This is a genomic window from Aeromicrobium sp. Leaf245 (assembly GCF_942548115.1).
GTDB lineage: Bacteria > Actinomycetota > Actinomycetes > Propionibacteriales > Nocardioidaceae > Aeromicrobium.
On the sequence record NZ_OW824151.1, the window covers coordinates 1,535,357 to 1,560,830 of the forward strand.

At 72.2% G+C, this 25,474-nt stretch carries 22 protein-coding genes; 15 read left to right on the forward strand and 7 right to left on the reverse strand.

Translation table 11 applies throughout. The annotated features are described in order from the left end of the window. Positions 1 to 56 precede the first annotated feature (56 nt). Positions 57 to 2,249: a catalase/peroxidase HPI gene (katG, locus tag NBW76_RS07595; RefSeq protein WP_156364845.1), complete on the forward strand. Its 2,193-nt coding sequence runs from the start codon at positions 57 to 59 to the stop codon at positions 2,247 to 2,249. A gap of 96 nt (positions 2,250 to 2,345) precedes the next feature. Next, positions 2,346 to 2,942, forward strand: coding sequence for a dihydrofolate reductase family protein (locus NBW76_RS07600; protein ID WP_056555262.1), 597 nt, complete (start codon positions 2,346 to 2,348; stop codon positions 2,940 to 2,942). On the opposite strand, the gene NBW76_RS07605 is transcribed toward NBW76_RS07600, so the two are convergent. Beyond that, a complete protein-coding gene (locus NBW76_RS07605) occupies positions 2,898 to 3,281 on the reverse strand; it encodes a DUF1304 domain-containing protein (protein ID WP_056555265.1) in 384 nt (127 codons plus the stop codon). The two genes, NBW76_RS07600 and NBW76_RS07605, sit on opposite strands and share 45 nt — an antisense overlap. Positions 3,282 to 3,370: 89 nt before the next feature. On the opposite strand from NBW76_RS07605, the gene NBW76_RS07610 reads away from it, so the two are divergent. The 3 genes from NBW76_RS07610 (at position 3,371) to NBW76_RS07620 (ending at position 6,332) form a co-directional block, all read left to right on the forward strand. Then, positions 3,371 to 4,114, forward strand: coding sequence for an SDR family oxidoreductase (locus NBW76_RS07610; protein ID WP_055965176.1), 744 nt, complete (start codon positions 3,371 to 3,373; stop codon positions 4,112 to 4,114). Positions 4,115 to 4,206: 92 nt separating this feature from the next. Next, a complete protein-coding gene (locus NBW76_RS07615) occupies positions 4,207 to 5,835 on the forward strand; it encodes an MDR family MFS transporter (RefSeq protein ID WP_369796993.1) in 1,629 nt (542 codons plus the stop codon). Beyond that, positions 5,835 to 6,332 carry a MarR family winged helix-turn-helix transcriptional regulator gene (locus tag NBW76_RS07620; RefSeq protein ID WP_082480694.1) on the forward strand — a complete coding sequence of 166 codons (498 nt, stop codon included), beginning with the start codon at positions 5,835 to 5,837 and terminating at the stop codon, positions 6,330 to 6,332. The genes NBW76_RS07615 and NBW76_RS07620 overlap by 1 nt, the downstream gene beginning before the upstream one ends. Position 6,333: 1 nt before the next feature. Here the strand turns inward: NBW76_RS07620 and NBW76_RS07625 are convergent, their stop codons facing one another. After that, positions 6,334 to 6,810, reverse strand: a complete 477-nt coding sequence (locus NBW76_RS07625) for a GNAT family N-acetyltransferase (protein ID WP_235493004.1) — start codon at positions 6,808 to 6,810, stop codon at positions 6,334 to 6,336. Between the two features lie 40 nt (positions 6,811 to 6,850). Between NBW76_RS07625 and NBW76_RS07630 the strand changes: the two genes are divergently transcribed. The 5 genes from NBW76_RS07630 to NBW76_RS07650 all read left to right on the forward strand — a co-directional run bounded on the left by NBW76_RS07630 (position 6,851) and on the right by NBW76_RS07650 (position 12,034). Further along, a complete protein-coding gene (locus NBW76_RS07630) occupies positions 6,851 to 7,630 on the forward strand; it encodes a DUF5819 family protein (RefSeq protein WP_156364822.1) in 780 nt (259 codons plus the stop codon). Then, positions 7,627 to 8,613, forward strand: a complete 987-nt coding sequence (locus tag NBW76_RS07635; RefSeq protein ID WP_082480695.1) for an HTTM domain-containing protein — start codon at positions 7,627 to 7,629, stop codon at positions 8,611 to 8,613. Before NBW76_RS07630 ends, NBW76_RS07635 begins: the two co-directional genes overlap by 4 nt. A gap of 163 nt (positions 8,614 to 8,776) precedes the next feature. Beyond that, positions 8,777 to 10,126, forward strand: coding sequence for a hypothetical protein (locus NBW76_RS07640; protein ID WP_056555273.1), 1,350 nt, complete (start codon positions 8,777 to 8,779; stop codon positions 10,124 to 10,126). Between the two features lie 76 nt (positions 10,127 to 10,202). Further along, positions 10,203 to 10,976, forward strand: a complete 774-nt coding sequence (locus tag NBW76_RS07645; protein WP_056555277.1) for a DUF5819 family protein — start codon at positions 10,203 to 10,205, stop codon at positions 10,974 to 10,976. Then, entirely contained in the window at positions 10,973 to 12,034 is a 1,062-nt protein-coding gene (locus NBW76_RS07650) for an HTTM domain-containing protein (RefSeq protein ID WP_055965197.1), read from the forward strand. The genes NBW76_RS07645 and NBW76_RS07650 overlap by 4 nt, the downstream gene beginning before the upstream one ends. Here the strand turns inward: NBW76_RS07650 and NBW76_RS07655 are convergent. Further along, a complete protein-coding gene (locus tag NBW76_RS07655) occupies positions 12,015 to 13,244 on the reverse strand; it encodes an MFS transporter (protein ID WP_200931732.1) in 1,230 nt (409 codons plus the stop codon). The genes NBW76_RS07650 and NBW76_RS07655 overlap by 20 nt on opposite strands. Next, positions 13,241 to 15,208, reverse strand: coding sequence for a M13 family metallopeptidase (locus tag NBW76_RS07660; RefSeq protein WP_056555742.1), 1,968 nt, complete (start codon positions 15,206 to 15,208; stop codon positions 13,241 to 13,243). Before NBW76_RS07660 ends, NBW76_RS07655 begins: the two co-directional genes overlap by 4 nt. Positions 15,209 to 15,316: 108 nt before the next feature. On the opposite strand from NBW76_RS07660, the gene NBW76_RS07665 reads away from it, so the two are divergent. Further along, a complete protein-coding gene (locus NBW76_RS07665) occupies positions 15,317 to 16,150 on the forward strand; it encodes a siderophore-interacting protein (RefSeq protein WP_056555279.1) in 834 nt (277 codons plus the stop codon). A gap of 296 nt (positions 16,151 to 16,446) precedes the next feature. Here the strand turns inward: NBW76_RS07665 and NBW76_RS07670 are convergent, their stop codons facing one another. Beyond that, positions 16,447 to 17,700, reverse strand: coding sequence for a DUF6716 putative glycosyltransferase (locus NBW76_RS07670; protein WP_156364823.1), 1,254 nt, complete (start codon positions 17,698 to 17,700; stop codon positions 16,447 to 16,449). A gap of 80 nt (positions 17,701 to 17,780) precedes the next feature. On the opposite strand from NBW76_RS07670, the gene NBW76_RS07675 reads away from it, so the two are divergent. Further along, positions 17,781 to 19,190 (forward strand): bifunctional cytidylyltransferase/SDR family oxidoreductase, encoded by a 1,410-nt coding sequence (locus NBW76_RS07675; protein ID WP_200914505.1) that lies wholly within the window; start codon positions 17,781 to 17,783, stop codon positions 19,188 to 19,190. 3 nt (positions 19,191 to 19,193) lie between these two features. Here the strand turns inward: NBW76_RS07675 and NBW76_RS07680 are convergent, their stop codons facing one another. After that, positions 19,194 to 20,510, reverse strand: a complete 1,317-nt coding sequence (locus NBW76_RS07680) for a DUF6716 putative glycosyltransferase (protein WP_235493029.1) — start codon at positions 20,508 to 20,510, stop codon at positions 19,194 to 19,196. Between the two features lie 186 nt (positions 20,511 to 20,696). On the opposite strand from NBW76_RS07680, the gene NBW76_RS07685 reads away from it, so the two are divergent. The 3 genes from NBW76_RS07685 to NBW76_RS07695 are packed head-to-tail and all read left to right on the forward strand — an operon-like array spanning position 20,697 to position 24,233. Then, on the forward strand, positions 20,697 to 22,013 hold the full coding sequence (locus NBW76_RS07685; RefSeq protein WP_082480696.1) for an acylneuraminate cytidylyltransferase: 1,317 nt from the start codon (positions 20,697 to 20,699) through the stop codon (positions 22,011 to 22,013). Beyond that, the gene (locus tag NBW76_RS07690; protein ID WP_055965209.1) at positions 22,006 to 22,893 is read left to right on the forward strand and encodes an N-acetylneuraminate synthase family protein; all 888 of its coding nucleotides are present in this window, start codon (positions 22,006 to 22,008) and stop codon (positions 22,891 to 22,893) included. The genes NBW76_RS07685 and NBW76_RS07690 overlap by 8 nt, the downstream gene beginning before the upstream one ends. Next, positions 22,890 to 24,233 carry a DUF6716 putative glycosyltransferase gene (locus NBW76_RS07695; RefSeq protein ID WP_056555284.1) on the forward strand — a complete coding sequence of 448 codons (1,344 nt, stop codon included), beginning with the start codon at positions 22,890 to 22,892 and terminating at the stop codon, positions 24,231 to 24,233. Before NBW76_RS07690 ends, NBW76_RS07695 begins: the two co-directional genes overlap by 4 nt. An 11-nt stretch (positions 24,234 to 24,244) precedes the next feature. On the opposite strand, the gene NBW76_RS07700 is transcribed toward NBW76_RS07695, so the two are convergent. Then, positions 24,245 to 25,474 (reverse strand): CDP-glycerol glycerophosphotransferase family protein, encoded by a 1,230-nt coding sequence (locus NBW76_RS07700; protein WP_056555287.1) that lies wholly within the window; start codon positions 25,472 to 25,474, stop codon positions 24,245 to 24,247.

A 25,474-nucleotide genomic window follows, 5' to 3' on the forward strand; every position in this document is an offset into this window, starting at 1 on the left:
CCGTGAGAGGAACCCACGTGAGCGAGCACGACAAGCCCGACGCCGAAGTCGGCGAGATGAACGAGCCGGACCACGCCAAGGGCGCTGCCGGAGGCGGCTGCCCCGTCGCGCACGAGTCACTGCCCCACCCCACCCGCCAGGACGCGAACAAGGTCTGGTGGCCCGAGGGCGTCAACCTCAAGGTCCTGGCGAAGAACCCCGCCGTCGCGAACCCGCACGGCGAGGACTTCGACTACGCCGCCGCCTTCGAGTCCCTCGACCTCGCCGAGGTCAAGCGCGACATCGAGCAGGTGCTCACCACCTCGCAGGACTGGTGGCCGGCCGACTTCGGCCACTACGGCGGCCTCATGATCCGCATGGCCTGGCACAGTGCCGGCACGTACCGCGTGCACGACGGCCGCGGCGGCGCCGGTGCCGGTCAGCAGCGCTTCGCCCCGCTCAACAGCTGGCCCGACAACGGCAACCTCGACAAGGCCCGCCGTCTGCTCTGGCCGGTCAAGAAGAAGTACGGCAAGAACCTCTCCTGGGCGGACCTCATGGTCCTCACCGGCAACGTGGCGCTGGAGTCCATGGGCTTCGAGACCTTCGGCTTCGCCGGTGGTCGCGAGGACGTGTGGGAGCCCGACGCCGACGTGTACTGGGGCCCGGAGACCACGTGGCTCGGTGACGAGCGCTACTCCGGCGACCGCGACCTCGAGAAGCCGCTGGCCGCCGTCCAGATGGGCCTCATCTACGTCAACCCCGAGGGCCCCAACGGCAACCCCGACCCGATGGCGTCGGCCCGCGACATCCGCGAGACGTTCGGTCGCATGGCGATGAACGACGAGGAGACCGTCGCCCTGATCGCGGGAGGTCACACCTTCGGCAAGACCCACGGTGCTGCCGACCCCGACGCCCACGTCGGTGCGGAGCCCGAGGGCGCTCCCATCGAGCAGCAGGGCCTGGGCTGGAAGAACTCCTTCGGCACCGGCCACGGCAACGACACCATCACGTCGGGCCTGGAGGTCACCTGGACCACCAAGCCGACGCAGTGGACGAACGACTACCTGGAGATCCTGTTCGGCTACGAGTGGGAGCTCTCCGAGAGCCCGGCCGGCGCGGCGCAGTGGGTCGCCAAGGACGCCGAGGCGATCATCCCCGACGCCCACGGTGGTCCGAACCGCAAGCCCACGATGCTGACCACCGACCTGGCGCTGCGTGTCGACCCGGCGTACGAGAAGATCTCGCGCCGCTTCAAGGACGACCCGGCCGCGTTCGCCGACGCCTTCGCGCGGGCCTGGTTCAAGCTGACACACCGTGACATGGGTCCGATCCAGCGCTACCTCGGCCCGGAGGTCCCCTCCGAGACGCTCATCTGGCAGGACCCGCTGCCCGAGGCCACCGGTGCGCCGCTCGACGAGGCCGCGGTCGCGGACCTCAAGCAGCGCATCGCCGACTCCGGCCTGAGCGTGACCGACCTCGTGAGCACGGCGTGGGCCTCGGCCTCGACGTTCCGCAGCAGCGACAAGCGCGGCGGCGCCAACGGCGCTCGCGTGCGCCTCGAGCCGCAGATCGGCTGGGAGGTCAACAACCCCGGCGAGCTGCGTCGGGTGCTCGGCGTCCTCGAGGGCATCCAGGCGGACTCCGGCACCTCGGTGTCGCTGGCCGACCTGATCGTCCTCGCCGGTGGCGTCGGCATCGAGCAGGCCGCCAAGGCGGCCGGCCGTGAGATCGCGGTCCCGTTCACCCCGGGCCGCGTCGACGCCACGCTCGAGCACACCGACGTCGAGTCCTTCGAGTGGCTGGAGCCGCGTGCCGACGGGTTCCGCAACTACCTCGGCAAGGGCAACCGGCTGCCGGCGGAGCACCTGCTCGTCGACCGCGCGAACCTGCTCGGCGTCAGCGCCCCGCAGATGACGGCCCTCGTCGGCGGTCTGCGCGCCCTCGGCGCCACCTACGACCGGTCCACGCTGGGCGTCCTGACGGACCGCCCGGGCACGCTCACGAACGACTTCTTCGTGAACCTGCTCGACATGGACGTCACCTGGACGTCGGTCGATCCCGAGGCCGGCATCTACGAGGGTCGCGACGCCTCCGGCGAGGTGCGCTGGACCGGGAGCCGCGCCGACCTCGTGTTCGGCTCGAACTCCGAGCTGCGCGCCGTGGCCGAGGTCTACGCGAGCGACGACGGTGCCGACGCGTTCGTCGACGAGTTCGTCGGGGCCTGGGTCAAGGTCATGGAGGCCGACCGCTTCGACGTGCAGCGCTGAGCGAGGAGCACGACCCGCGAGGGGCTCGGACCACCACGGTCCGGGCCCCTCGTCGTGTCGATCCGGCCTGTCGGAGCTCGCGCCTACGCTCACCGCATGGGACGCATCGTCTACGACACGGCCACGAGCCTCGACGGCTGGATCGCCGACGAGCAGCACTCCCTCGACTGGCTGTTCGCCGTCGACGGCGGCGAGCAGCCCGAGGAGGGGCTCCTGCCGGCCGACGCGGCGGTGCTGGTGGAGGGGTCCAGCACCTACGAGTGGCTCCTGCGCACCGAGGACGTGCTGGAGCACCCGGAGAAGTGGCAGGGCTTCCACGGCGACCGCCCCACCTTCGTGTTCACCACCCGCGACCTCCCCGTGCCCGCCGGCGCCGACGTGCGTCTGGTGCGTGGTCCCGTCGCCGACGTGCTGCCGCGGATCCGCGAGGCCGCGGCTGGCCGCGACGTGTGGGTCGTCGGGGGAGGGGACCTCGCCGCCCAGTTCCTCGAGGCCGACGCGCTCGACGAGATCGCGGTCTCCGTCGCCCCGGTCACGCTCGGCAGCGGCGCCCCGCTGCTTCCGCGCCGTGTGGAGTCGTCCCGCCTGCGGCTGCGCAGCGCCACGGCCGTGGGGCAGTTCGCGCGGCTGGTGTACTCCGTCGAGGCGTCAGGCCAGGCCCACGGCCAGGGCGACGACGCCGAGCAGAGGTAGCGCTCCCTGGGTGACCGCGGCGCGGGCCTTGTCCGGGCTCGAGAGCAGCAGCACCGCAGCGGCGGCCAGCATCGAGCCCGCGCCGACGAACGCCATCGTGGCCCCGACGACGGTCTCGTCGACGGCCACGAGGATCACGCCTGCGCCCGCCACGAGAGCCAGGAACAGGTTGTAGAAGCCCTGGTTGTAGGCCAGCTCCCGCGTCGCCTGAGCCTCCTCGACGGTCGTGCCGAAGGTCGCCCGCCCGCGGGCCGAGGTCCACGCGAACGACTCGAGCCAGAAGATGTAGACGTGCAGCAGGGCGGCGAGCCCCACGAGGACCAGACCGACGATGAGCATGGCGACATCATCGCCGATCGAGGTGTCGGTCGGGGGTCTGGCACCGCGCACCCCTGCGGGCGTACGGTCCACCGAGAGCAGGAGGTGCCGTGAAGGTCGTCGTCGCAGGCGGTACGGGGGTCATCGGACGGGTGGTCGTCGAGCGTGCTCGCCGGCGGGGCCACGACGTGACGGTGCTGTCCCGAGGCAGCGGTCACGACCTCCGGCGGAGCAGGGCCGGTCTCGACGACGCCCTCGCAGGAGCCCACGCCGTGCTGGACCTCACCAACGTCGTCACCCTCTCGGCGGGTGCGGCGGTGCGCTTCACGACCACCGTGACGCGCCGGCTGCTCACCGCGGGGGCCCGGGCCGGCGTGGGGCACCACGTGGCGCTCTCGGTGGTCGGCATCGACGACATCGACGCGGGCTACTACGCAGGCAAGCTCGCGCAGGAGCGGATGGTGGCCACCGGCCCTGTCCCGTGGACGATCCAGAGGGCGACGCAGGTGCACGAGTTCGCCGAGCAGGCTCTGGGCTTCGCCTCCGTCGGCAGCGTCTCCCTCGTGCCGCGGATCCTCGCCCGGCCCGTGGCGGGGGACACCGTGGCCGAGCGCCTGGTCGACCTCGTAGAAGCCGGGCCGCAGGGTCGGGTGCCGGACCTGGTCGGACCGCGCGACGAGGTGGTCGCCGATCTCGCCCGGCAGTGGTTGGCGGCGACCGGGCGCCGCGGCCGGGTCGTGCAGGTCTCGCTGCCCGGCGCCTACGGCACGGGGATCGCCTCCGGTGCGCTGCGCGGCCGCCCGGGCGCGACGGGGGAGGGGCCGGAGTTCGGGGAGTGGCTGGCCCGGCGGTGAGCCACCTCACGTCGCCTATTGGTTGCGCTGATCAACCATCTCGCTATAGTTGACGGAGTCAACCAATCCGTCCTCCCGTGAAGCGAGCCCCCGTGTCCGAACCCAGTGCCACCACCCAGGCGCCCGCAGCCGAGGCCGCGGGCCAGATGACCCACCGCCAGGTGCTCGAGGCCCTCAGTGGCCTGCTGCTCGCGATGTTCGTCGCGATGCTGTCGAGCACCGTGGTCACCAACGCGCTGCCGCGCATCGTCACCGACCTCGAGGGCAGCCAGACCGGCTACACGTGGGTCGTCGTCGCCACGTTGCTGGCCATGACCGCCACCACCCCGATCTGGGGCAAGCTGGCCGACCTGTTCAGCAAGAAGATGCTCGTGCAGATCGCCCTGGTGATCTTCTCGGCCGGCTCGCTCGTGGCGGCGTTCGCGCCCAGCATGGGCGTCCTCATCGGTGCGCGCGCCCTGCAGGGGCTCGGCGTCGGCGGCCTGACCGCACTCGTGCAGGTCGTCATCGCCTCGATGGTCACCCCGCGTGAGCGGGGCCGCTACTCCGGCTACATCGGCGCCGTCTTCGCGCTGGCCACGGTCAGTGGCCCGCTCATCGGGGGACTGATCGTCGACAGCCCGCTCGGCTGGCGCGGCTGCTTCTTCGTCGGCCTGCCCTTCGCCCTCGCCGCCTTCGTGCTGCTGCAGCGCACCCTGCACCTGCCCGTGGTCCGCCGCGAGGTCTCGATCGACTACGCGGGAGCGACCCTCATCATGGGCGGCGTGAGCCTGCTGCTGGTGTGGGTCTCGCTCGCCGGCTCCAGCTTCGCGTGGGCGTCGGCCACGTCGGCCGGCCTGGTGGTCGGTGGCGCGGTGCTCATCGCCGCCGCGCTCGTCGTCGAGGCGCGCTTCGCCACCGAGCCGATCATCCCGCTGCGTCTCTTCCGCGACCGGACCACGTCGTTGGCCACCCTCGCCTCCGTGATGATCGGCATCGCGATGTTCGGCGCCACCGTGTACCTGAGCCAGTACTTCCAGTTCTCGCGCGGCATGTCCCCGACCGAGGCCGGGCTGATGTCGATCGCCATGGTCGGCGGCCTGCTCGTCTCGAGCATCACCTCCGGGCGCATCATCAGCCGCACCGGTGTGTGGAAGCGCTGGCTCGTCGGCGGCATGGTCCTCGTGACGGCCGGCTTCGCCCTGCTCGGCACGATCGACGGCTCGACGCCGCTGTGGACCGTCGGCCTGTACATGGCCCTCGTGGGCCTCGGCCTCGGTGCCACCATGCAGAACCTGGTCCTGGCCGTGCAGAACAACACGCGTCTCGAGGACATGGGGGCCGCCAGCTCGGTCGTCGCCTTCTTCCGCTCGATGGGCGGATCGGTGGGCGTCGCGGTGCTCGGGACGATCCTCAGCCACGACGTCAAGCGCAACGTCAGCGACGGTGTCCAGCAGCTGACGGCATCCGGTCAGCTCGACCGTGCAGATCTCGAGGCCGCTCAGCAGTCGACCGGCCACATCCCGGACATCTCGGCGCTGCCGGGCCCGTTCCGCACCCTCTACGAAGCCTCGTTCGGGGAAGCCTTCGGCCACATCTTCATGGTGGCGACGCCCTTCGCGGTCGCGGCCCTGGTCTGCATCCTGTTCATCAAGGAGGTGCCGCTGCGCACCACCATCGAGAAGGACGTGGACGAGCTCGAGTCCGAGGGGCAGCCCGCCGACACCGTGGCGAGCCTCTGATGACCGCCGCGCCCACCTCGACGCACGACGACAGCGGCACCCAGCCGGGCGCGCTGGGCGCGCTGCGGCTGGTCGAGCTCGAGGTGGGTGTGCTGCTGAGGCGGGCGCGCCGTGCGGTCGTGGAGCGGGCCCACTCGGTGCACCCGGACCTGCAGCCCGTCGGCTACCTGGTCCTGGCGCAGGTCGAGGCGGACGGACCGGTGCGAGGGAGCTCGCTCTGCGGGGTCCTGGAGCTCGACAAGGCCGCCGTCAGTCGGTCCGTCCAGCACCTGCTGGAGCTCGGTCTGGTCGATCGCACCCCCGACCCGGAGGACGGGCGGGCCACGCTGCTGTCGGCCAGCGACGAGGGTCGACGACGGATCCGTGACGTCGACGTCGACCGGCGGACGGCGCTCGGTGAGCGCTTCGCGGGGTGGCAGGAGGGCGACCTGCTGGCCGTGGCGGACTCGCTGCACCGCTACAACGCGACGTTCGACGTGGAGCCCGACGCGTCCTGACTCAGTCGAGCGAGAGCGTCATGAAGACGCTGTGCGGGTCGAGGACGTACGACGCGAAGGGACCGCACTCGACGAACCCGCGCCGGGCGTAGAGCCGGCGGGCCGGCTCGAACGCGGGCTGGGTCCCGGTCTCGAGACTCACGCGGGTCAACCCCTGCGCACGCGCGACCCGGACCAGATGGTCCAGGACGGCGGCGCCGACACCGGCGCCGCGTGCATCCTCGGTGGTGCGCATGGCCTTCAGCTCCCCGAGGCCGCCAGCGTGCCGCTTGAGGGCCCCGATGCCCAGCAACCGGTCCCCGTCGTGGTCCGGCCCGGCACGTCTGGCCGCGACGAGCACGACGTCGTCCCTCGCCAGAGCGTCGTGCGGAAGCGCGTGGACGCTGCCGGGAGGCGAGGTGGCGCGCATCTGCGCGAGGTGCTCGTCGAGGAGGACGGCGACGTCGGGGTCGTGGGGCGAGGCCGTCTCGATGCGCACGAGTCCATCATCCACACCGGGGTCCGAGTACCGTGTGCAGGTGCAGCGAGAGGAGCCGACCGCGCGACCGCGCCCGCCGTGGTGGCGTCTGGTGGTCGTCGGCCTGGTCGCCGTCGCAGCAGCCGGCCACCTCGTCGTGGTGACGCTCGCCGCGCTGCCGCCCAACACGTACTCCGAGGCCGCGCGTCCGGCCACCTCCTACCTGGGCGCCTACTTCGCCCAGAACTGGCGGCTCTTCGCGCCCAACCCGGTCTCGGCCGACCGCACCGTCCGGTTCCAGGGCGCCTACGAGCAGGACGGCGAGCTCGTGGTCACCGACTGGCTCGACTGGACCGACGTCGAGCTCGACCTCGTGCGCCACCGGCTCGTCGGCGGGCGGGCGGGCTACGTCACGAACAAGCTCTACGGTCCGCTCGGCTCGAGGTACGGCACCCTCGACACCGACCAGCGCGAGGTCGCGGACGTGGCGGACCCGAAGGACGTCGTGTCCTGGCAGCGCCTCGCCCAGGACCTGCGTGCCGGCTCCGACGACGCGCTCGACGACAGCCAGGTGGATCTCTACCTCGTGTACGACCGTGCCACCACCCGGCTCGCCACCGAGGCACTCGAGGCACAGCGACCGGACAGCCGGCTGGTCGCCGTCCGCTACGCGACGCGCAGCCAGGGGGTCACGCCCTGGGAGGCTCGCGGCGAGGATGCGGACGGCCGCGAGCGGGCGCGGCCCGCCGTGCGTCAGCGGATCAACGGGTGGCGCGAGCCTCTCCGTGGCGACGAGGCCGAGCGGGCCTCGATCCGCGACTTCTGGGCGTCGCACCGATGAGGGCGGCCGGGGTGGGGGGCGGGCTCGACCGGGCCTGGGACTGGCTCACGGCCCGTCCGCACGCGACTCGGGGACTCGCGGTGACGCGCATCGTGCTGGGCCTCATCGTCTGGACGCAGATGCTCGTCAACTGGCCCGATCGGCACTACACGTGGGGCGACGGCGCGGCGTGGACGTCGTCGGTGCGCGACGCGAAGCCGTGGCCGGGAGTCCTCGGCATCTTCCAGCAGGCCGACGGACTGACGTTCGACCTCCTCTACCTGCTCACCGTGGTGGCAGGCCTCCTCCTCATGGTCGGTCTGTGGACCCGCGGTGCGGCCGTCCTCACCCTGTTCCTGTGGATGTCGCTGTACGTGAGCAACCCCTTCGTCGGCTCCGGGGGTGACGCCATCCTGCGCATGGTCCTCCTGTACGCGTGCTTCACCGACTCGGGCCGGCACTTCTCCGTCGACGCCTGGCTGCGTGGGCGCAGGGGGGCGGTCCGACCGATCGTGCCGCCGTGGCTCTCGACGACGCTGCACAACCTGGCGGTCGTCCTGATCATCCACCAGGTGGTGATGGTCTACGTCGGCTCGGCGCTGTGGAAGGTGCAGAGCGACGTGTGGATGAGCGGGCGAGCGGTCTACTTCCCGTTGCAGACCGAGGCCTACTCGCCGTGGCGCGACCTCATCCATCCGTTCTCCAGCGCGGAGCCGATCGTCCTGCTGGCCACCTGGACCGCGATCGTCGTGCAGCTGCTCTTCCCGGTGCTGCTGCTCTACCGCAGCACGCGAGCCCTGGCCCTCGTGGTGGTCACCGGCATGCACCTCGGGATCGGGGTGTTCATGGGGATCATGTACTTCTCGCTCGTCATGATCGCAGTCGACATGATGCTCGTGAGCGACGCTTCCTGGCGGCGTGCTGGACGCTGGTGGCGAGCCCGAACGGCCCGGAACCGCAGGGGCCGAGAGGTTCGCGGGCAGGACGAGTCCATCGGTGTGTGATGCGTCTCAGCGTCCGCCCGATGGGACCGAAGACCCACGGTTGCCTGAGATCTGCGTAAGATGTTGCCCGCGGCCGCCTGTGGTGGTCGTCACTGGCACGCGGCACACGTCGAGGGAATAATCTTCTCGCGCCGCAACAACAGCGACACGGGAGTCTTTCCACATGAACAAGCTCGGCAGAAACACCCTCGCGCTCGGGTTGGGCACCCTGCTCATCACGACCGCGGTCTCTTTCTCCGCCAGCGGCGCCGACGAGACCGTGGCGCAGTCCAACGCCAGCGCCGTCACCGCCTCCGGCATCACCGGCATCGTCGACTCGCAGGAGTGCGCTGCGGTCTCGACCGGTGAGGGTGCTCCCAGCAACGGCACGGGCCTGTGCGGCACCGGCCTCTCGACGCAGGGCGTCAGCGCCTTCGACCAGACGGCTTCCACCGGTCTGGACGGCGACCGGGGCACCTCCGAGGCTGCGGCCGCCGTCGCGCCCATCGCCATCCCGACGCTCGCGTCGATCGACCTCTCGACCATCGGCGCCGACATCGCGCCCGGTGCCGTGAACACCGGCACGATCCTCGACGGGATCCTCGACGGGCTCGACCCGGTCACCGGCCCGCTCTTCGAGGCCGCCCTGACGCCGCTGCTGACCGCGATCCAGGAGGCCGCGCTCGACCCCGTCCTCGACGCCGTCACCGGCGTCATCGACGTCCGCGCCGAGATCGGTGCCGTCACCAGCCAGTGCACCGCCGAGGCCGGCGCCGACGCCACCGGCACCTCGCAGGTCGCCAGCATCAACCTGATCGTCGACCTGCCCGAGGGCAACGACGTGATCATCCCGGTCGAGCTCGGCGCGGGCGAGCCCAACACCGCGCTCGTCGGTCCCGGTGTCCAGGACCTGGTCAACGGTGTGGTCGACGGCATCATCGCCACGCTCGAGCAGTCGCTCAACGACAGCCTCGGCGCCGTTCTCGGCCCGCTGGCCGCTCTCGTCGCCACGGTCCAGCAGCAGCTGGTCACGCCGATCCTCGACGCCGTCGAGACCAGCCTGCTGAACCAGCTGGGCGAGGCCCTGAAGCCCGTCGTGAACGGCACGATCAACAAGCAGGTCGTCGACGCCGACGGCGAGGCGATCGAGGTCACCGCGCTGAGCCTGACCGCGCTCGGCATCGGCGACAACCCGGCCGTGGCCCTGGACCTGGCTCGCACGAGCTGTGGCCCGAACGCCCTGGCCACGCAGGCCGACGACGCCGACACGCAGGCCGACGTCGACGCCGACGCCGATGCCGACGCTGACGCCGACGCCGACGCTGACGCTGACGCCGACGCGGTGGCCGACGCCGACTCCGACGCCCAGGCCGACGCTGCTGCGGACGCTGACGCGCAGGCCGACGCCGACGTCACGACCACGCTGCCGGCCACCGGTGCCCCGAACCTGCTGCCGTTCTGGCTGCTGGGTCTCGGCCTGGTGCTCTTCGGAGCCGCGGTGCTGATCAACGAGCGTCGTCGTCTGAAGATCTGACGACGTAGCACGACGCCTGCCCGGTGACCGGTCTCGGTCACCGGGCAGGCGTCTGTCACGACCTACGATGGAAGGCATGTCGGTGGAGGGAGGTGGCAGTGGCGGATCGCGGCGGGCCGACGTCCCTCGGCACGACTGGCGCACGACCCTCGTCCTGGTGCTCGCCTCGCTCGCTCTCGTCCACTCGGTGCTGCTCGCCCTGTGGCTCGCCCCGTCGGGCCCGGTCCGCGAGGTGGCTGGAGGATCCTTGCTCGCCAGGTACGTCGACCCGTACTTCCGGCAGTCGTGGGACCTGCTCGAGCCCAGCTCCCAGCGGGTCGACGAGTCGCTCTGGGTCCGGGCCCGTGTGCGTGTGGGGAAGGACGAGGTGAGACAGACCCCCTGGCTCGACGTCACCCGTGCCGACCTGACGCGGACGCGCAACGACGTCGCCCCCGCGCGCGTGCACCTCGCCGGCCGCCGGCTCGCCACCAACCTGAACAACGCGATGTTCGGTCTGGGATCGTCCGGTCGTCGCGTCGTCCTCGGTTCCTACGCCGGCCGCCCCGTCGCGGAGCTGCGCGGGGCCCTGCAGGGTGCGGGAGTGCCGGCCGACGCCGTGCGCGGCTACCTGGACCTCGACACGATGGTGACCCGCTTCGCCTCGCTCTACACCCAGGCCTACTCCGACCAGAGGGTCGTCCAGGTCCAGTACCGGGTGGGCCGCCGGATCGTGCCGCCGCACGAGCAGCGCGACGCCGAACGGATCACCGCCGTGGACTTCGAGTGGTTCGACGCCGGGTGGCGACGTGCGGTGCGCGGTTCCGCCGAGGCACAGTCCGCCTTCGACTCCTACCTGGCGGACGCATGAGCACGATCTGGCGCGTCAGGGACGCGATCGGCAGCACGCGCAGGTCGGCGGAGCGGTGGCTCACGTCGGAGCGCCACGCCCTGCACGCCGTGGCGGCAGCACGGATCCTCATCGGCCTGTGCGTGCTGGGGCTGCTGCTGACGAACTTCTCCACCCGACAGGTGTGGGTCGGCGACGCCTCCGCGTGGGCCGAGCCCGCCCGCGCCGTGAGTCGGTTCCCCGAGATCGCGCTGCTCGACGGGGTGAGCGGTGACCTGCTCACCGCCATCTACGTGGCGGTGATCCTGGGGGCCGTGGGACTCGTGCTGGGATGGCACGCCAAGGCGATGACCATCGTGGTGCTCGTCGGGTTCATCGCCGTCACCGCGCAGAACCCGGTGCTGGGGTCGATCGGCGACAACCTCGTCCGGCTCGCGCTGCTGTGGATGCTGCTCATGCGGACCTCCGAGGTCTGGTCGCTCGACGCGAACCGGGTCGAGCCGCGCGACAGCGACGACGTCGCGCCGGAGTGGCTGCGCACCGGGATGCACAACGTCGGCCTGGTGGGCCTGGGCACCCAGACGATCCTCGCGTACTTCGCCGGCGGCCTCGACAAGGTCTCCCAGCCCGCCTGGCAGGACGGCACCGCCCTCTACACGACGCTGCAGCTGCCGGAGTTCCGACCGTTCCCGTGGCTCTCGGACCTCATCTCCAACGGTGACGTCCTCCTGGCGGTCCTCACGTGGACCGTGCTCGGCGTGCAGCTGTTCTTCGCACCGATGCTGCTGCGGCGGGGGAGCCGCGACCTGGTGGCGACCGTCGCGATCGTCGTCAACCTGCTCTTCGCCGTGGTGCTCGGCACGCCGTGGTCGTCGCTGGCGGTCATCGCGGTGACGGGGCTGTTCGTGAGCGACGACCGGTGGGCCGAGCTGGGGGAGCGCGTGGCGGACCTGTTCTGGCCCGTCCTGGACCGGACGGCGGACGCCCGCTACGCGGTGGCCGACCGCGTGGCCGACTGGTGGTACGACCGCGTCCTGAGCGTCGTCGACCGGATTCGCTTCAGCGTGTTCCGACGCTGACCTGCTGGGCGGCCCGCCGTCCGGCGACCACCAGCAGCACGACGGGCACCACGAGCGTGCCGGCGGCCGCGTTGAGCGTGCCGAAGCCCTGCCACGCCACGAGCACGCCCGCCAGGAGGCCTCCCGCGGCCCCGGCCAAGTTCATCGTCAGGTCGCCGAGCCCCTGCACCAGCGGGCGCACCGCGGGATCGGTGGACCGGGTGAGCAGCGCCGCCCCGGCGATGGTGGCGGCCGACCAGCCCAGGCCCAGGAGCACCAGGCCGACCGTGATCCGCACCTCCGAGGTACCGGACGTCCCGGCGACCACGACGGCGGCGACCAGCACGAGCTGACCGGCGAGGATGGTGCGAGCCGGACCCCAGCGGTCCGCCAGCCACCCCATGACCGGTGACAGTGCGTACATGCCGGCGATGTGCAGGCTGATGGTCAATCCGATCACCTCCACCCCGGCACCGTGGTCCTGCATGTGGACCGGGGTGAGGGCCATGACGGACACCATCACGGCGTGGGCGAGCGCGATGGTGACCACGGCCGTGCGCGTCTCGCCCCGCACGTGCGGCAGGGCGGCGCGGACCCGGGGCACCGGGACGTCGATCCCGCCGCGCCGGGCCGGCGGCAGCGGGTCGGGCCGCAGGAGCACGAGGACCACGGTGCCGGCCACCGCGAAGGCCACGCACGAGAAGACGAGGGGACCGGCGAGGTCGGGCACGCCGAGGGCCCGAGCCGTGGTGGTGCCCGGCCCGATCAGGTTGGGCCCGAGCACGGCGCCGACGGTCGTGGCCCACGTGACGAGCGCGAGGGACCGTCCGACGTGCCGCGGCTCGGCGCGGTCGACCGCCGCGAAGCGCGACTGCAGGTTGGAGGCCGTGCTGACACCGCAGAGGAACAGTCCGACCAGGACGAGCGGCAGGCTGTCGGCGTCGGCACCGAGCACCACCACGGCGGCCCCGACCGCACCGAGGAACCAGCCGGTGGCCAGGGCCGGCCTGCGCCCGGCACGGACCGCCAGCGTCGCGAGCGGGACGGTCGCGAGCGCCGCACCCAGGGTGAGCATGACCGTCGACATCCCGGCCCAGCCCGACGAGCCGGAGACCTCCCGCAGGAGCAGCACGCCCACGGCCAGACCGGCTCCGTTGCCGACGCCGCCGACCACCTGCACGGCCACGAGGGTCCGCAGGATCCGGCGCTGCAGGCGCGCCTGCTCGGTCACGACGCCCAGATGGTCACACGGTCCTCGGGCGCGAGCCACAGCTCGTCGTCGGGCGTGACGCCGAACGCCTCGTGGAAGGCGTCGATGTTGCGCACGACCTGGTTGCAGCGGAACTCCGGCGGCGAGTGCGGGTCGACGGTGAGGCGGCGGACCGTCTCGGCCGGTCGCACCTTGGCCTGCCAGGCCTGGGCCCACGAGATGAAGAACCGCTGGTCACCCGTCAGCCCGTCGATCGTGGGTGCCTCACCGCCGGTGGCGATCCGGTACGCCTGGTAGGCGATGCCGAGACCACCCAGGTCGCCGATGTTCTCGCCGATCGTGAGCTCGCCGTTGACGGTGTGCCCGTCGGCACCCTCGGGCGACAGCGCCGCGTACTGCTCGACGAGGGCGGCCGTGAGCTTCTCGAAGGCCACCCGGTCGTCGTCGGTCCACCAGTTGCGCAGGGCCCCCGTGCCGTCGAAGTGGCTGCCCTGGTCGTCGAACCCGTGCCCGATCTCGTGCCCGATCACCGCGCCGATGGCGCCGTAGTTGACGGCGTCGTCGGCGTCGGCGTGGAAGAACGGCGGCTGCAGGATGGCCGCAGGGAAGACGATCTCGTTCATGGTGGGGTTGTAGTACGCGTTCACGGTCTGCGGCGTCATGTACCACTCGTCGCGGTCGATCGGTCGCCCGATCTTGGCCAGCTCGCGGTCCATCGCCACCGACAGCCCACGTCGGGCGTTGCCCAGCAGGTCGGTCGGGTCGGTCTCGAGCGCCGAGTAGTCCTTGAAGGCGTCGGGGTGGCCGACCTTCGGGGTGAAGGCCGCGAGCTTCTCGAGAGCCTCGGCCTTCGTGGTGTCACTCATCCAGGGCAGGGCGGTGATGCTGCGCCGGTACGCCTCGACGAGGTGCTCGATGAGGTCGTCCATGCGGTCCTTGGACGTCGGCGGGTACTCGGTGCGGACGTAGATCTTGCCGATCGCCTCACCCATGGCCGACTCGACGAAGCCGACGCCACGCTTCCAGCGCGGGCGCAGCTCGTCGGTCCCGCTCAGCGTGCGTCCGTAGAAGGAGAAGTTCTCCTCGACGAAGGCCGCGGGCAGGTACGGCGCGGCGGCGTGCAGGACCTGCCAGCGCAGCCAGTCGCGCCAGGCGGGCAGCCGGTCGGCCGTGACGAGCCCGGCGACGCCCTCGAGGAACGACGGCTGCGACACGACGACCTCCGCGAGCACGTCGCGTCCGATGCCGGCGGCCTGGGACCACGTGGCGAGGTCCAGGGGACCGACCAGCGTCTGCAGCGCGTCGAGGTCCATGAGGTTGTAGGTCTTCTGCGCGTCACGGCAGGCCACCCGGTCCCAGTGGTGGGACGCGATGGCGGTCTCGAGGTCGAGCACCCGCGCCGCGCGCTCCGCCGGCGACTCGAACCCGCCGAGCGTGAACATCGTCTCGAGGTGGGAGAGGTAGGCCTCGCGCACCTCGGCGAAGTCGTCGTCGGAGTAGTAGGACTCGTCGGGCAGGCCGATGCCGCTCTGCACCAGGTGCGTGACGTAGCGGTCGGGGTTGCCGCGGTCGGGAGCGATGTACATGCCCAGCACGCTCCCGACGCCGGACCGTTCGAGCCGCCCGAGCACGTGGACGAAGGTCGGGACGTCGGCGATCCCGTCGACCAGGGCGAAGTCCTCCTGCAGCGGCTCGGTGCCGAGGGCGTCGATCCGGTCGGTGTCCATGAAGCTGGCGTAGAGCTCGCCGATCTTGCGGGAGTCCCCATCGTGGTCGACGCCGTCCTGGCCGGCGCCGTCGAGAGCGTCGCGACAGCCCTCGACGATGCCCCGGACGGTCTTCTCGGCCTCGTCGACGAGGGTCACGAACGCTCCGGCGGTGGCGCGGTCCGGCTCGATCGCCGCGTCCCGGAGCCACGGACCGTTCACGTGCCGGAAGAGGTCGTCCTGAGGGCGGACGCCTGGGTCGAAGGCGGCGGTGTCGATGGCAGGCGCTGTGCCATGGGGAGAGGGGCCATGGGGAGAGGGGCCGTCGGAGGAGGGGGTGGCTGCGGTCGTCGGGGTCTCGTGGCTCACCTGGTTAGGCTACCCATCGTGTCGACGTCGCGCCCCGCTCACCTGACCGTGCTCGACGTCCGGGAGGTCACGCCCCACCTGAAGCGGCTGGTGCTCGGTGACGGTGAGGTCGCCCGGGGCTTCGACGAGCTCGCCGGACGCTGGTCCGGCTGGGCCGACTCCTACGTCAAGCTGGTGTTCCTGGCCGACGGCGTCGACTACCCCGATCCGCTCGACCTCGACGACGTCAGGGCGACGTTGCCGAACGAGGTGTGGCCGGTGCTGCGCACCTACACGGTGCGACGCCTGGACCTCGAGGCCCGCGAGCTCTGGATCGACGTCGTCGTGCACGGCGACGAGGGCGTGGCCGGGCCGTGGGCGGCGCAGGTGCGACCGGGGGCCACGATCCACGTGCGCGGACCCGGCGGTGCCTACTCGCCGCGCGAGGACGTCGACCACCACCTGCTCGTGGGTGACGAGTCGGCCCTGCCTGCCCTGGCCGTGACGCTGGAGCACCTGCCCGAGGGTGCGCGGGCCACGCTGTTCTGCGAGGTCGACGACGCCCGCGACGAGATCGACCTGCCCACGGCGGGGGAGGTCACGGTGCACTGGCTGCACCGCGGCGATGCCCCGGCCGGCAGCACCTCGCTCCTCGACGACGCGGTCCGCGCGTGGGACTGGCCCGAGGGCCGTGTCCAGGCCTTCGTCCACGGCGAGTCAGGTCTGCTCAAGACCGTGCGCCCCTACGTGCGCGAGCGGGTGGAGCGGGCCGACCTCTCGGTCTCCGCGTACTGGCGTCGGGGCGAGACCGAGGAGGGCTTCCGGCGCTGGAAGAGCAGCCAGGACGAGGCGATCATCCGGCCCGGCGGCTGAGGGGGCCGTCGCGGCCTGCTGGTGCGCTGCAGCTGGGGGCGCGCGACCTTGCCGGTGCGATGCTGCGGCTCGCGCTGGGTGTGGCCTCCGAAAGGGCCTTCGACCGAGCGGCGGCGACGTCGCTGGCTCGGCTCTCGGGCTGCGGCCTGGGTGGGCGGTAGGTGGCGCGCGTATCTCGGAACTCGGAGGTAGGCGGCGCGCGGAAAGCGGGCTCGTATCCGCGTGCCACCTACCGCTCCTCCGCGGGAAGCGCGCGCCACCTACCTCCCGCCACCCTCGCGGCCCCCCAAGGCCACTCAGCGCAGGTGCAGCACGGCGCGGTTGAGCCGGCGGGCCGCGGCCAGGAGCAGGCGCTCGAGCGGCTCGAGCGCCGTGCCGCGCCACGGCGCGAGGGCGTCCAGCCGGTAGTAGACGCCCCGCACCCGGTTGCCGAGCGTGGTGGGCACGCGGGCGGGCGCAGGGAGCCCGTGCCGGGCCCGCTCGGCCAGGAGGTGCTCGACCTGGGTCTGCCAGTCGTCGGCAGCGGGGTCGTGGAAGTAGTTGTCGTGCGCCCAGCCGCGGTCCACGCTCCGGAACCGACCGTGCGCGACGTCGGCGAGCGTGCCCAGCAGCCCGCTCCCCACGAACACGCTGTTGAGGTGAGCGTCGTCCACGCCCAGGTCGGTGAGCACGACGGCGGGGACGCCTGCGGCCACGGCCTCGAGCGCCGCCGAGGAGCCGACCGTGACGAAGCCCGAGGCGCCGCGCAGGTGCTGGCTCATGGGGCCGTCGACCACGCGCAGTCCCTCAGGCGTGGCGCCGTCGGCGTGCAGGCGTGCGAGCAGTGCGGCGTAGTCGCCGGCTCCGCGGTGCGCCTCGACCTCGCCGGCCCGCGAGCGCACCTTCACGTGCACCTCGCGCCCCGGCCTCACGGCGGTGGCGAGCCCGCGCAGGACCCTCTCGCGCCCGGCGTCGTCGTGCGGCACGAGCGACTGAGGTGCGAAGACCACCGGCCCGTCGGGTGCGGGCGGCGCGGCCACGGCGCCACGACCGGCCCCGACCTCGACCGGACGGCAAGCGGCCACGCGCAGGAACGGCAGCGTCGCCAGCGCCACCCGGTGCGGCACGTCGTGCCGGGCGGCGACCGCCACCAGGTCGCGTCGCTCGCGGCGCGAGTGCACGACGAAGACGTCGGCGCCGCGGCGCAGGTTCACGTCGTACCACTGCACCGGGACGCAGACGCCGGCCACGCCCGTGAGCACGACCGGCCGGCCAGGGGCGTCGTCGAGCAGACGCAGCACCGGTGGCACGGCGTGGGCGCGGACGGCGAGGACCAGCACGTCCGGGCGCCAGGCCGTGAGCAGCTCGCGCAGGGCGTCGGCGTCGGTCCAGGTGACCTGCTCGACGTCGAACCCCGAGCCGGCGACCGCGTCGGCGACCTGGCGTCGGCTCGGTGCGGCGTGGCCGTCGAGCACGGCGAGGCGCGACGTCCACGGCGTGGTCGCGGCGAGCGTCGCACCCCACTTCACGTAGGAGTCGGTGTCCGCCAGGACGAGGGCACGCACGCTCATGGCGGCCAGCCTGGCGCAGCGGAGCGAGCGGCAGGAGGACGGTGGGCGACGCCGACATGAACGCAGGTACCCTTCCTCGGGTGACCGAACTGCGCAACGTGGCCGTGATCCTCGCCGGTGGAACCGGGACCCGGGTGGGGCTCTCCATCCCCAAGCAGCTCATCAAGATCGCCGGGAAGACGATCCTCGAGCACACCGTCGCCGCCTTCCAGGCGTCGAGGAACATCGACGAGATCGTCATCCTCATGACGCCCGGCCACCTCGACCCGGTGCGCGCCATCGTCGACGCGGGCGGCTACGACAAGGTGACCCAGATCCTCGAGGGCGGCGAGACCCGCAACGAGACCACCAGCCGCGCGCTGGCCGCGCTGGGCGACGACGAGTGCAACGTGCTGTTCCACGACGCGGTCCGCCCGCTCGTCTCCCAGACGATCATCGACGACTGCGTGGCAGCCCTGCAGGAGTACGAGGCGGTCGACACCGCCATCCCGTCGGCCGACACCGTGGTGCAGGTCGACGCGACCTCGGGCTGCATCGAGGACGTCCTCCCGCGCCACCTGCTGCGCCGCGGCCAGACGCCCCAGGCCTTCCGGTCCTCCGTCATCCGCCGCGCCTACGACCGTGCCTGGCAGGACCCCGACTTCACGGCCACCGACGACTGCACCGTGGTGCTGCGCTACCTGCCGGAGGTGCCGATCACCGTCGTCGCCGGGCACGAGCGCAACATGAAGGTCACCGAGCCGATCGACGTCTACATCGCCGACAAGCTGTTCCAGCTGGCCTCGGCCGACGCGCCCGACGAGCTCGACGAGAACCAGTACCGCGAGGCGCTGGCGGGGAAGGTCATGGTCGTCTTCGGCGGCTCCTACGGCATCGGTGGCGACATCGCCGCGCTGGCGCGTGCGCACGGCGCCACGGTGCACACGTTCTCCCGGTCCTCGACGAACACCCACGTCGACCGTCGTGAGGACGTCGCCGCGGCCGCGAAGAAGGTGCTGGCCGAGTCGGGCCGGATCGACCTCGTGGTCAACACCGCCGGCGTCCTGCCGATCGGCGACCTCGCCGAGACGTCGGAGGAGACCATCTGGGCCGCCACCGAGATCAACTACCTCGCCCCGATCTTCATCGCCCAGGAGTTCTACCCGCACCTGGCCAAGCACCACGGCTCGCTGCTGCTGTTCACGTCGTCGTCGTACACGCGCGGCCGCAAGGGCTACTCCCTGTACTCCTCGGCGAAGGCCGCCACCGTGAACCTCACCCAGGCCCTCGCGGACGAGTGGGCCGGTGAGGTGCGGGTGAACTGCGTGAACCCCGAGCGCACCGGCACGCCCATGCGCACCAAGGCCTTCGGGGCCGAGCCCGAGGGCACCCTGCTGGAGTCCGAGGTCGTCGCCCTGCGGTCGCTCGACGTGCTCCTGTCGCCGCAGACCGGGCACATCATCGACATCCGCCGCGAGGACGGTCCGGCCGCCATCGGCGGCGGCAGCTGACGCTCAGACCCGACCCAGGGCGCGCCGGTAGAGGTGCCGCACCGGCCGCATGAGGGCCGGGGGGAGCAGCTGGGTGCCGGCGTGCACCACGGTGCCCCGCACGACGCCGTACCGATGGCGACGCCGTGCCCACGGGCCCGGTGCCCGGGTGAGCGACCCGGCGGCACGTGCCGCCTCGAGCTCGACGGCCGCGCGGAAGTACGGTGACGAGCGGACCAGGCGCGAGGGCCGCTCGCCACTGGCCAGCAGCTTCTCGACCCGGTCCACGATCGTGCCGGCCGAGGACGAGGTGCGGCCACCGAAGTAGCTGTCGACCCAGGCCGCGGCGGGCGTGCCGAGGTCGTCGTCGTCGATCTGGTCGAACGTGCGCAGCAGGTCGCTGTCGAGGAAGACGTGGTTGCCCAGCCGCTCGTGCACGCCCAGGTCGAGCACCAGGGCGACGCGACAACCCGCGTCGACCGCCTCGAGGCACGCGGTCGAGGAGACCGTGAGCAGCAGGTCGGTGCGGGGGAGCAGCTCGGGGATGGAGGTGTAGACGATCCGGAAGTTCGGCGGCAGGTCGACGTCGGCCAGCAGCTGCTCCGGGTGGTGGTGCATCCGGTGGAAGGTGTCCTCGCCGAGGCGGTGTCGCGGCTTGAGCAGGACCTCGCGGTCGGGGTGTCGACGGGCGTGCTCGACGAGCCGGCGGTACAGGTAGCTGCGGTCCCCGGCGCCGGACGGCACCGTGGGCTGGTCGGCGAACAGCACCGTCCGCACCGGCGTGTCCCGCTGGGGCCGAGGCCGCGACGAGAGGAAGGGCAGGCCGCTCAGCACGAGGTTCTCGTCCGGGACGGCGAGCCGCTGGGCGGTGAAGCGGAACTGGTCGAGCTCGTGCCGAGCGTTCACCGCCACGACGTCCGCGCCGCAGCGGTCGAGGTAGCCGGCCGTGATCTTCTCGATGATGATCCCGACCCAGCCGGCGACGACGACCGGACCGGGCTGCAGAGGGCGCTCGGCCAACGCGATGGTGAGCCGCCGGACCAGCGGTCCCGCCAGCGCACAGACCACCACGTCCGCGGCGGCGGCCGCCTCGACGACGTCGTCCCAGTCGACCGTGCGCACCGCGCTGAAGCCGATGTCGCGGACCTGCTGGTCCGAGAGCGCGCTGCGACCTCGCGGCGCCAGCACCTCGACCTGCGCGCCGCGGCTCTCCAGCTCGCGGCAGATGCCCACGGACCACTTGAGCTGCGAGTCGAACCCGGCGATCGCCACCACGCGCACCGGCGCCTCCGCACGGGCGGTCGTGGCGGCGGCCGGGCTCGTCCGGCGGGTCTGCTCCATGGCGTTCACGGCGCCACGGTAGCCACGATCCTCGCGCGATCCAGCCGTGGCGCGGGGTGGTTCACCCACTGTTGGTCCACGGTTCGACTCGTGGCCCACGGACCCCTCGAGGTGGTCGATCGACGTTCGTCGGCGGGTGCCGTGGCGTTCACCTGACGGACGGACGGCCTCCCTAGCGTCACCGACATGACCGAGCTCCTCGAGCGCAACCTCGACCCGACGTCCGTCGGCGTCGGGACGCTCCCCACCCCGTCCTCGTCGCGTCCCGCCGTGCGCCGCGGCGGCGTGGTGGCCGTGATCCCCGCACGCGGTGGCTCCAAGGGCGTGCCGCGCAAGAACCTGCGGCCCCTCGGTGGCGAGCCGCTGGTCGTGCGTGCCGTCCGGTCGCTGCGTGCCGTGTCGTCGGTCGACCAGGTGGTCGTCTCCACCGACGACCACGAGATCGCCTACGCCGCCCGCGCGGCCGGCGCGCTCGTGATCGACCGTCCGGCGCGGCTGGCCGGCGACGAGGCGTCCTCGGAGTCGGCCCTGCGCCACGCCCTCGCTGCTCTCGGCACCCGTGGCGCCGTCCCCGAGGTCACGGTCTTCGTCCAGGCGACCAGCCCCTTCATCGACCCCGACGACGTCGACCGCGCCGTGGCCTGCGTGACGACCGGTGGCTCGGACGTGGCCTTCAGCGTGGTCCGCACCGAGCAGCACGTGTGGCGGCTCGGGCCCGACGGCCCCGAGGGCGTGAACCACGACAAGCGTCGCCGCCAGCGTCGCCAGGACCGGGCCCCGGAGTTCACCGAGACGGGTGCCTTCTACGCCATGCGGACCCACGGGTTCCTCGAGCACGGGCACCGGTTCTTCGGCCGCCTCGAGATGGTGGAGGTCTCCCCGCGCGACGCGCTCGAGATCGACACCGAGCACGACCTGCGGCTGGCCGAGGAGCTGTTCACGAGGCGCGAGGCCGAGAACAGCGACCCGGCCTCGTGCCCGCTGCGTGCGCGCGCCGTCGTGACGGACTTCGACGGCGTGCACACCGACGACAGCCTCCGTCTGGACTCCCACGGTGTCGAGTCCGTGGTGGTCAGCCGTTCGGACGGCCTGGGCATCGGACGTCTGCGCGAGGCCGGGATCCCGGTGCTGGTGCTCTCCACCGAGACCAACCCGGTCGTCCGCGCCCGGGCCGAGAAGCTCGGTGTCGACGCGGTGACCGGGTGCACCGACAAGATCGCCGCCCTCACCGCCTGGGCGCGCGACCTGGACATCCCGCTCGCCGACGTCGCCTACCTCGGCAACGACGTCAACGACGTCGAGTGCCTGCGCGCCGTCGGCTGGCCGGTCGTGCCCGCCGGCGCCCACTCCGCCGCCCGCGTGGCGGCCCCCTACGTGCTCCGCCGCCGAGGTGGCGACGGAGCCGTCCGCGAGCTCGCCGACCGCGTGCTCGCCGACCCGCACGATCGCATCACGCAGGACCATCCGAACATCCACGGAGAAGAAGGGCCCGACCATGAGTGAATGGGTACAGATCGGTGAGGAGATCGTGGGGCGTCACCGCCCGACGTACGTCATCGGAGAGATCGGCATCAACCACAACGGCGACGTCGCCGTCGCCAAGAAGCTCATCGACGTGGCTGCCCTCGCGGGTGCGCAGGCGGTCAAGTTCCAGAAGCGCACCCCCGACATCGCGACGCCCGAGGACATGAAGCACACGCGTCGCGAGACGCCGTGGGGCGAGATGAGCTACCTCGAGTACCGCTACAAGGTCGAGTTCGAGACCGAGCAGTACACCGAGATCGCGGCCCACGCCGCGGCGCAGGGCGTCGACTGGTTCGCCTCGCCGTGGGACGTCCCCTCGGTGCAGTTCCTCGAGGACATGGGCGTCTCGACGCACAAGGTCGCCTCGGCCTCGGTGACCGACCACGAGCTGCTGCGCGAGCTGGCCTCGACCGGCAAGCCGATCATCCTGTCGACCGGCATGAGCACGCTGGAGCAGATCGACGCGGCCGTGGAGATCCTCGGCACGGAGAAGCTGATCGTCCTGCACGCCACGTCGACCTACCCCCTCCCCCCGGAGGAGGCCAACCTGCGCACCATCCCGGTGCTCGCGGAGCGCTACGGCGTCCCGGTCGGCTACTCGGGCCACGAGCGCGGCCTGCAGATCTCGCTCGCCGCGGTGGCGCTCGGTGCCGTGGCGGTCGAGCGGCACATCACGCTCGACCGCACGATGTGGGGCTCGGACCAGGCCGCCAGCCTGGAGCCGCACGGCTTCATGAGCCTGACGCGCGACATCCGCGTGCTCGAGAAGGCCATGGGCGACGGCGTGAAGCGGGTCATGCCCGGCGAGCACAAGCCGATGCAGCGACTGCGTCGGGACACGTCGACGGTGGGTGCGTGACGGGGTCCCGCCCCCACACCGACGGCACGGCCGCGGACGTCGACGACCGTCCGCGGCCGAGGGTCCTGGTCGTCACCGACTCGGACTCCTACGTCAAGTACGGCGCCGCCCTCGCAGGACGGCTTCCGAAGGACTGGGGGGCGCTGCTCGTCGTCGCGCGCAGCAGCGCCCTGCCCAGCCCGCGTCAGCTGACGGACGCGCTGGAGGGCACCCGGTTCGAGGACGACACCGTCGAGGTGGTCGGGCTGGGGGACCTGAAGCGGCTGCTCGAGCGGTGGCGCCCCGACGTGCTGCTGCTCGCCGCCCGCGGCTACACGGTGCAGGCCACCGTCTCCCTGGTCGCGAACACGCCCGATCGACCGGTGCTGGTGAGCGGGCTCGCCGGCATCGCCGTGCCCGTGCTGCCCTACGGGCTGGGGTTCCGGCGCTCGGTCGACGTGTTCGTCGTGCACAGCAGACGCGAGCTGCGCGAGTTCGCCATCGCGAGCCGACGTCTGGCCGTGCCGCTGGGCTTCGAGCTGGCGACCATGCCCTTCATCGACCGTGTCCCGGTCGTCGCGGGCGCGGACGCGATGCGCGCGGACCCGTCGGAGGTGCCGCGGGACCGCATCGTCTTCGCCGCCCAGGCCCAGGTCCCGTCGGGCCGCCGTGACCGTGCGCACCTGCTGGACCGGCTCGTGGAGACCGCTCGTGCCCATCCGCACCTCGAGGTGGTGGTGAAGGTCCGGGCACAGGAGGGCGAGTCCCAGACCCACCACGAGCAGGACTCCTACCCCGACCTGATGGCCGAGCGGGTGGCCGCAGGTGACGACCTCCCGGGCAACCTCGTGGTGGAGAGCGGCTCCATGCGCGCCCAGCTCCGCCGGGCCGTGGGTCTGGTGACCGTGAGCTCCACCGCGGTGCTCGAGGCCGTCGCCGCGGACGTCCCGGTCATCGCCCTCGACGACTATGGGGTGGGCGCCGCGCAGATCAACGTCGTGCTGAAGGGCAGCGGCCTGCTGGTCGGCTCGGACGAGCTGGTGGCCGGACGCTTCCGCCACCCCGACCCGGCGTGGCTCGCGGACAACTACTTCCACGACCCCGACGACGACACGTGGGTCGCGCGGGTGCAGGAGCTGCTCGACCAGCGGTCGACGCTCGGCCTGCTGCCGTACCGGGAGGTCCCGGCCGGCTGGATGAACCGGCTGCGGCGGCTCATGTACCGCCACTTCGCGTTCAGCCCCGAGAACCCGGGGCGGCTGCGCGAGCTGGAGCGTCGCTTCCTCGTGGCCGCGCAGTGGGTGAACCGTCGCCGGTGGCACCTGACCCGCCTGCTGCGTCGCGTCGGCCTCGCCCGCTGAGCGAGCCCGCGCTACGGGCCGGTGGCGCCCAGGGCCTGCTTCTCGGCCCAGAGCCGGTCGCGTCGGGCCATGACCTGCTCGCACGCGTCGACGAACCTCTGCGTGGCAGCGCCCGGGGTGACGTCGGTCAGGTAGTGGGACACGAGGGCCGTCCGCGCCTGGCGGGTGGGGTCGTCCGCCAGGTGGTGCGCCACGAGGGCGGCGTGGTCGTCGCCGCGGCGGACGCGGGGGAGCAGCTCCAGCATGCGGCTCGCCGGCGTCGGCACCCCCGGCACGGTCACGAGCATCGGCTTGCCGGTGGGGAGCCAGTTGAGGGGCACCGCCGACACGTCGGTGACGAGCAGGTCGGCGTCGGCGAAGGACTGCTCGAGCGGGACGCGCAGGTCGACCCGGTCGGCCGCCTCGCGGACCGCCGCGTCGGCCGCGCCGTACTCGGCCCGCACCACGCCGTTGAGCGGGTGCGGACGGTAGACGACGCGGTAGGTCGGCTGCAGGGCCCGGACGAGCTCGAGGCCCAGGGCGTCGACCGATCCGTACGACACCGACGGCTGCGAGGCCTCCCACGTGGGGGCGTACAGCACCGTGGGTCGCCCGGCCGGGTCCGGCGCCGGCACCACGTCGGGGGAGCCGTCGAGCTGTGGCTGGCCGATGAGGATGCTGCGCTCCTCGGCGTCGTAGTCCATCACGTGCGTGGCCGTGCGCTCCAGCGCGGCTCGGCCGGCGAGGAAGCAGTGGTCGTAGGCCTTGACCTGGTTCGAGACCGACACGCCCTTGTCGCTGTCGCCGTGGCCGAGGTAGACGTGGGCGAGCGAGGTGAAGCGCAGGCACTCGAAGTTGATCGGGTCGTGGTTCACGTAGAGCGCGAGCCGCACCCGGCTGCGGCTCAGGATGGCGTCCAGCTGCCCGTAGGTGGCGAGCGTCAGGCACGTCACGCCGGCGTCGTCGCCGCTCTCGGCCAGCGCGGTGCGCACGGCTGCGGCCGTGCGGGAGTCGCGGAACACGATGGTGACCGGGTGCGTGGTGCCGAGGGCACGGAACGCCGAGAGCCACGGCAGCAGCTGGTACAGCGTGTCCTGGCCCGTGGGGTGGAAGACGATCACGTCTGCGGCGAGCGGCTGCTCGAGCGCGGCGACGTCGACCCGCTTGTCGGGCATGCCGGTGGGCAGGAACCGGGAGCGTCGGATCCGGCCGATCAGCCAGAGCCGCACGCGGACCGCGAGACCCGCCCGTGCGGCGCTCAC

Bases quoted from the DNA above. Each gene is read 5' to 3' on its own strand.
- NBW76_RS07620 (WP_082480694.1), top strand. From the start codon at position 5,835: ATGACCGCCGCGCCCACCTCGACGCACGACGACAGCGGCACCCAGCCG.
- NBW76_RS07605 (WP_056555265.1), bottom strand. From the start codon at position 3,281: ATGCTCATCGTCGGTCTGGTCCTCGTGGGGCTCGCCGCCCTGCTGCAC.
- NBW76_RS07650 (WP_055965197.1), top strand. From the start codon at position 10,973: ATGAGCACGATCTGGCGCGTCAGGGACGCGATCGGCAGCACGCGCAGG.
- katG (WP_156364845.1), top strand. From the start codon at position 57: ATGAACGAGCCGGACCACGCCAAGGGCGCTGCCGGAGGCGGCTGCCCC.
- NBW76_RS07670 (WP_156364823.1), bottom strand. From the start codon at position 17,700: ATGAGCGTGCGTGCCCTCGTCCTGGCGGACACCGACTCCTACGTGAAG.
- NBW76_RS07640 (WP_056555273.1), top strand. From the start codon at position 8,777: ATGAACAAGCTCGGCAGAAACACCCTCGCGCTCGGGTTGGGCACCCTG.
- NBW76_RS07685 (WP_082480696.1), top strand. From the start codon at position 20,697: ATGACCGAGCTCCTCGAGCGCAACCTCGACCCGACGTCCGTCGGCGTC.
- NBW76_RS07645 (WP_056555277.1), top strand. From the start codon at position 10,203: ATGTCGGTGGAGGGAGGTGGCAGTGGCGGATCGCGGCGGGCCGACGTC.
- NBW76_RS07690 (WP_055965209.1), top strand. From the start codon at position 22,006: ATGAGTGAATGGGTACAGATCGGTGAGGAGATCGTGGGGCGTCACCGC.
- NBW76_RS07635 (WP_082480695.1), top strand. From the start codon at position 7,627: ATGAGGGCGGCCGGGGTGGGGGGCGGGCTCGACCGGGCCTGGGACTGG.
- NBW76_RS07600 (WP_056555262.1), top strand. From the start codon at position 2,346: ATGGGACGCATCGTCTACGACACGGCCACGAGCCTCGACGGCTGGATC.
- NBW76_RS07680 (WP_235493029.1), bottom strand. From the start codon at position 20,510: ATGGAGCAGACCCGCCGGACGAGCCCGGCCGCCGCCACGACCGCCCGT.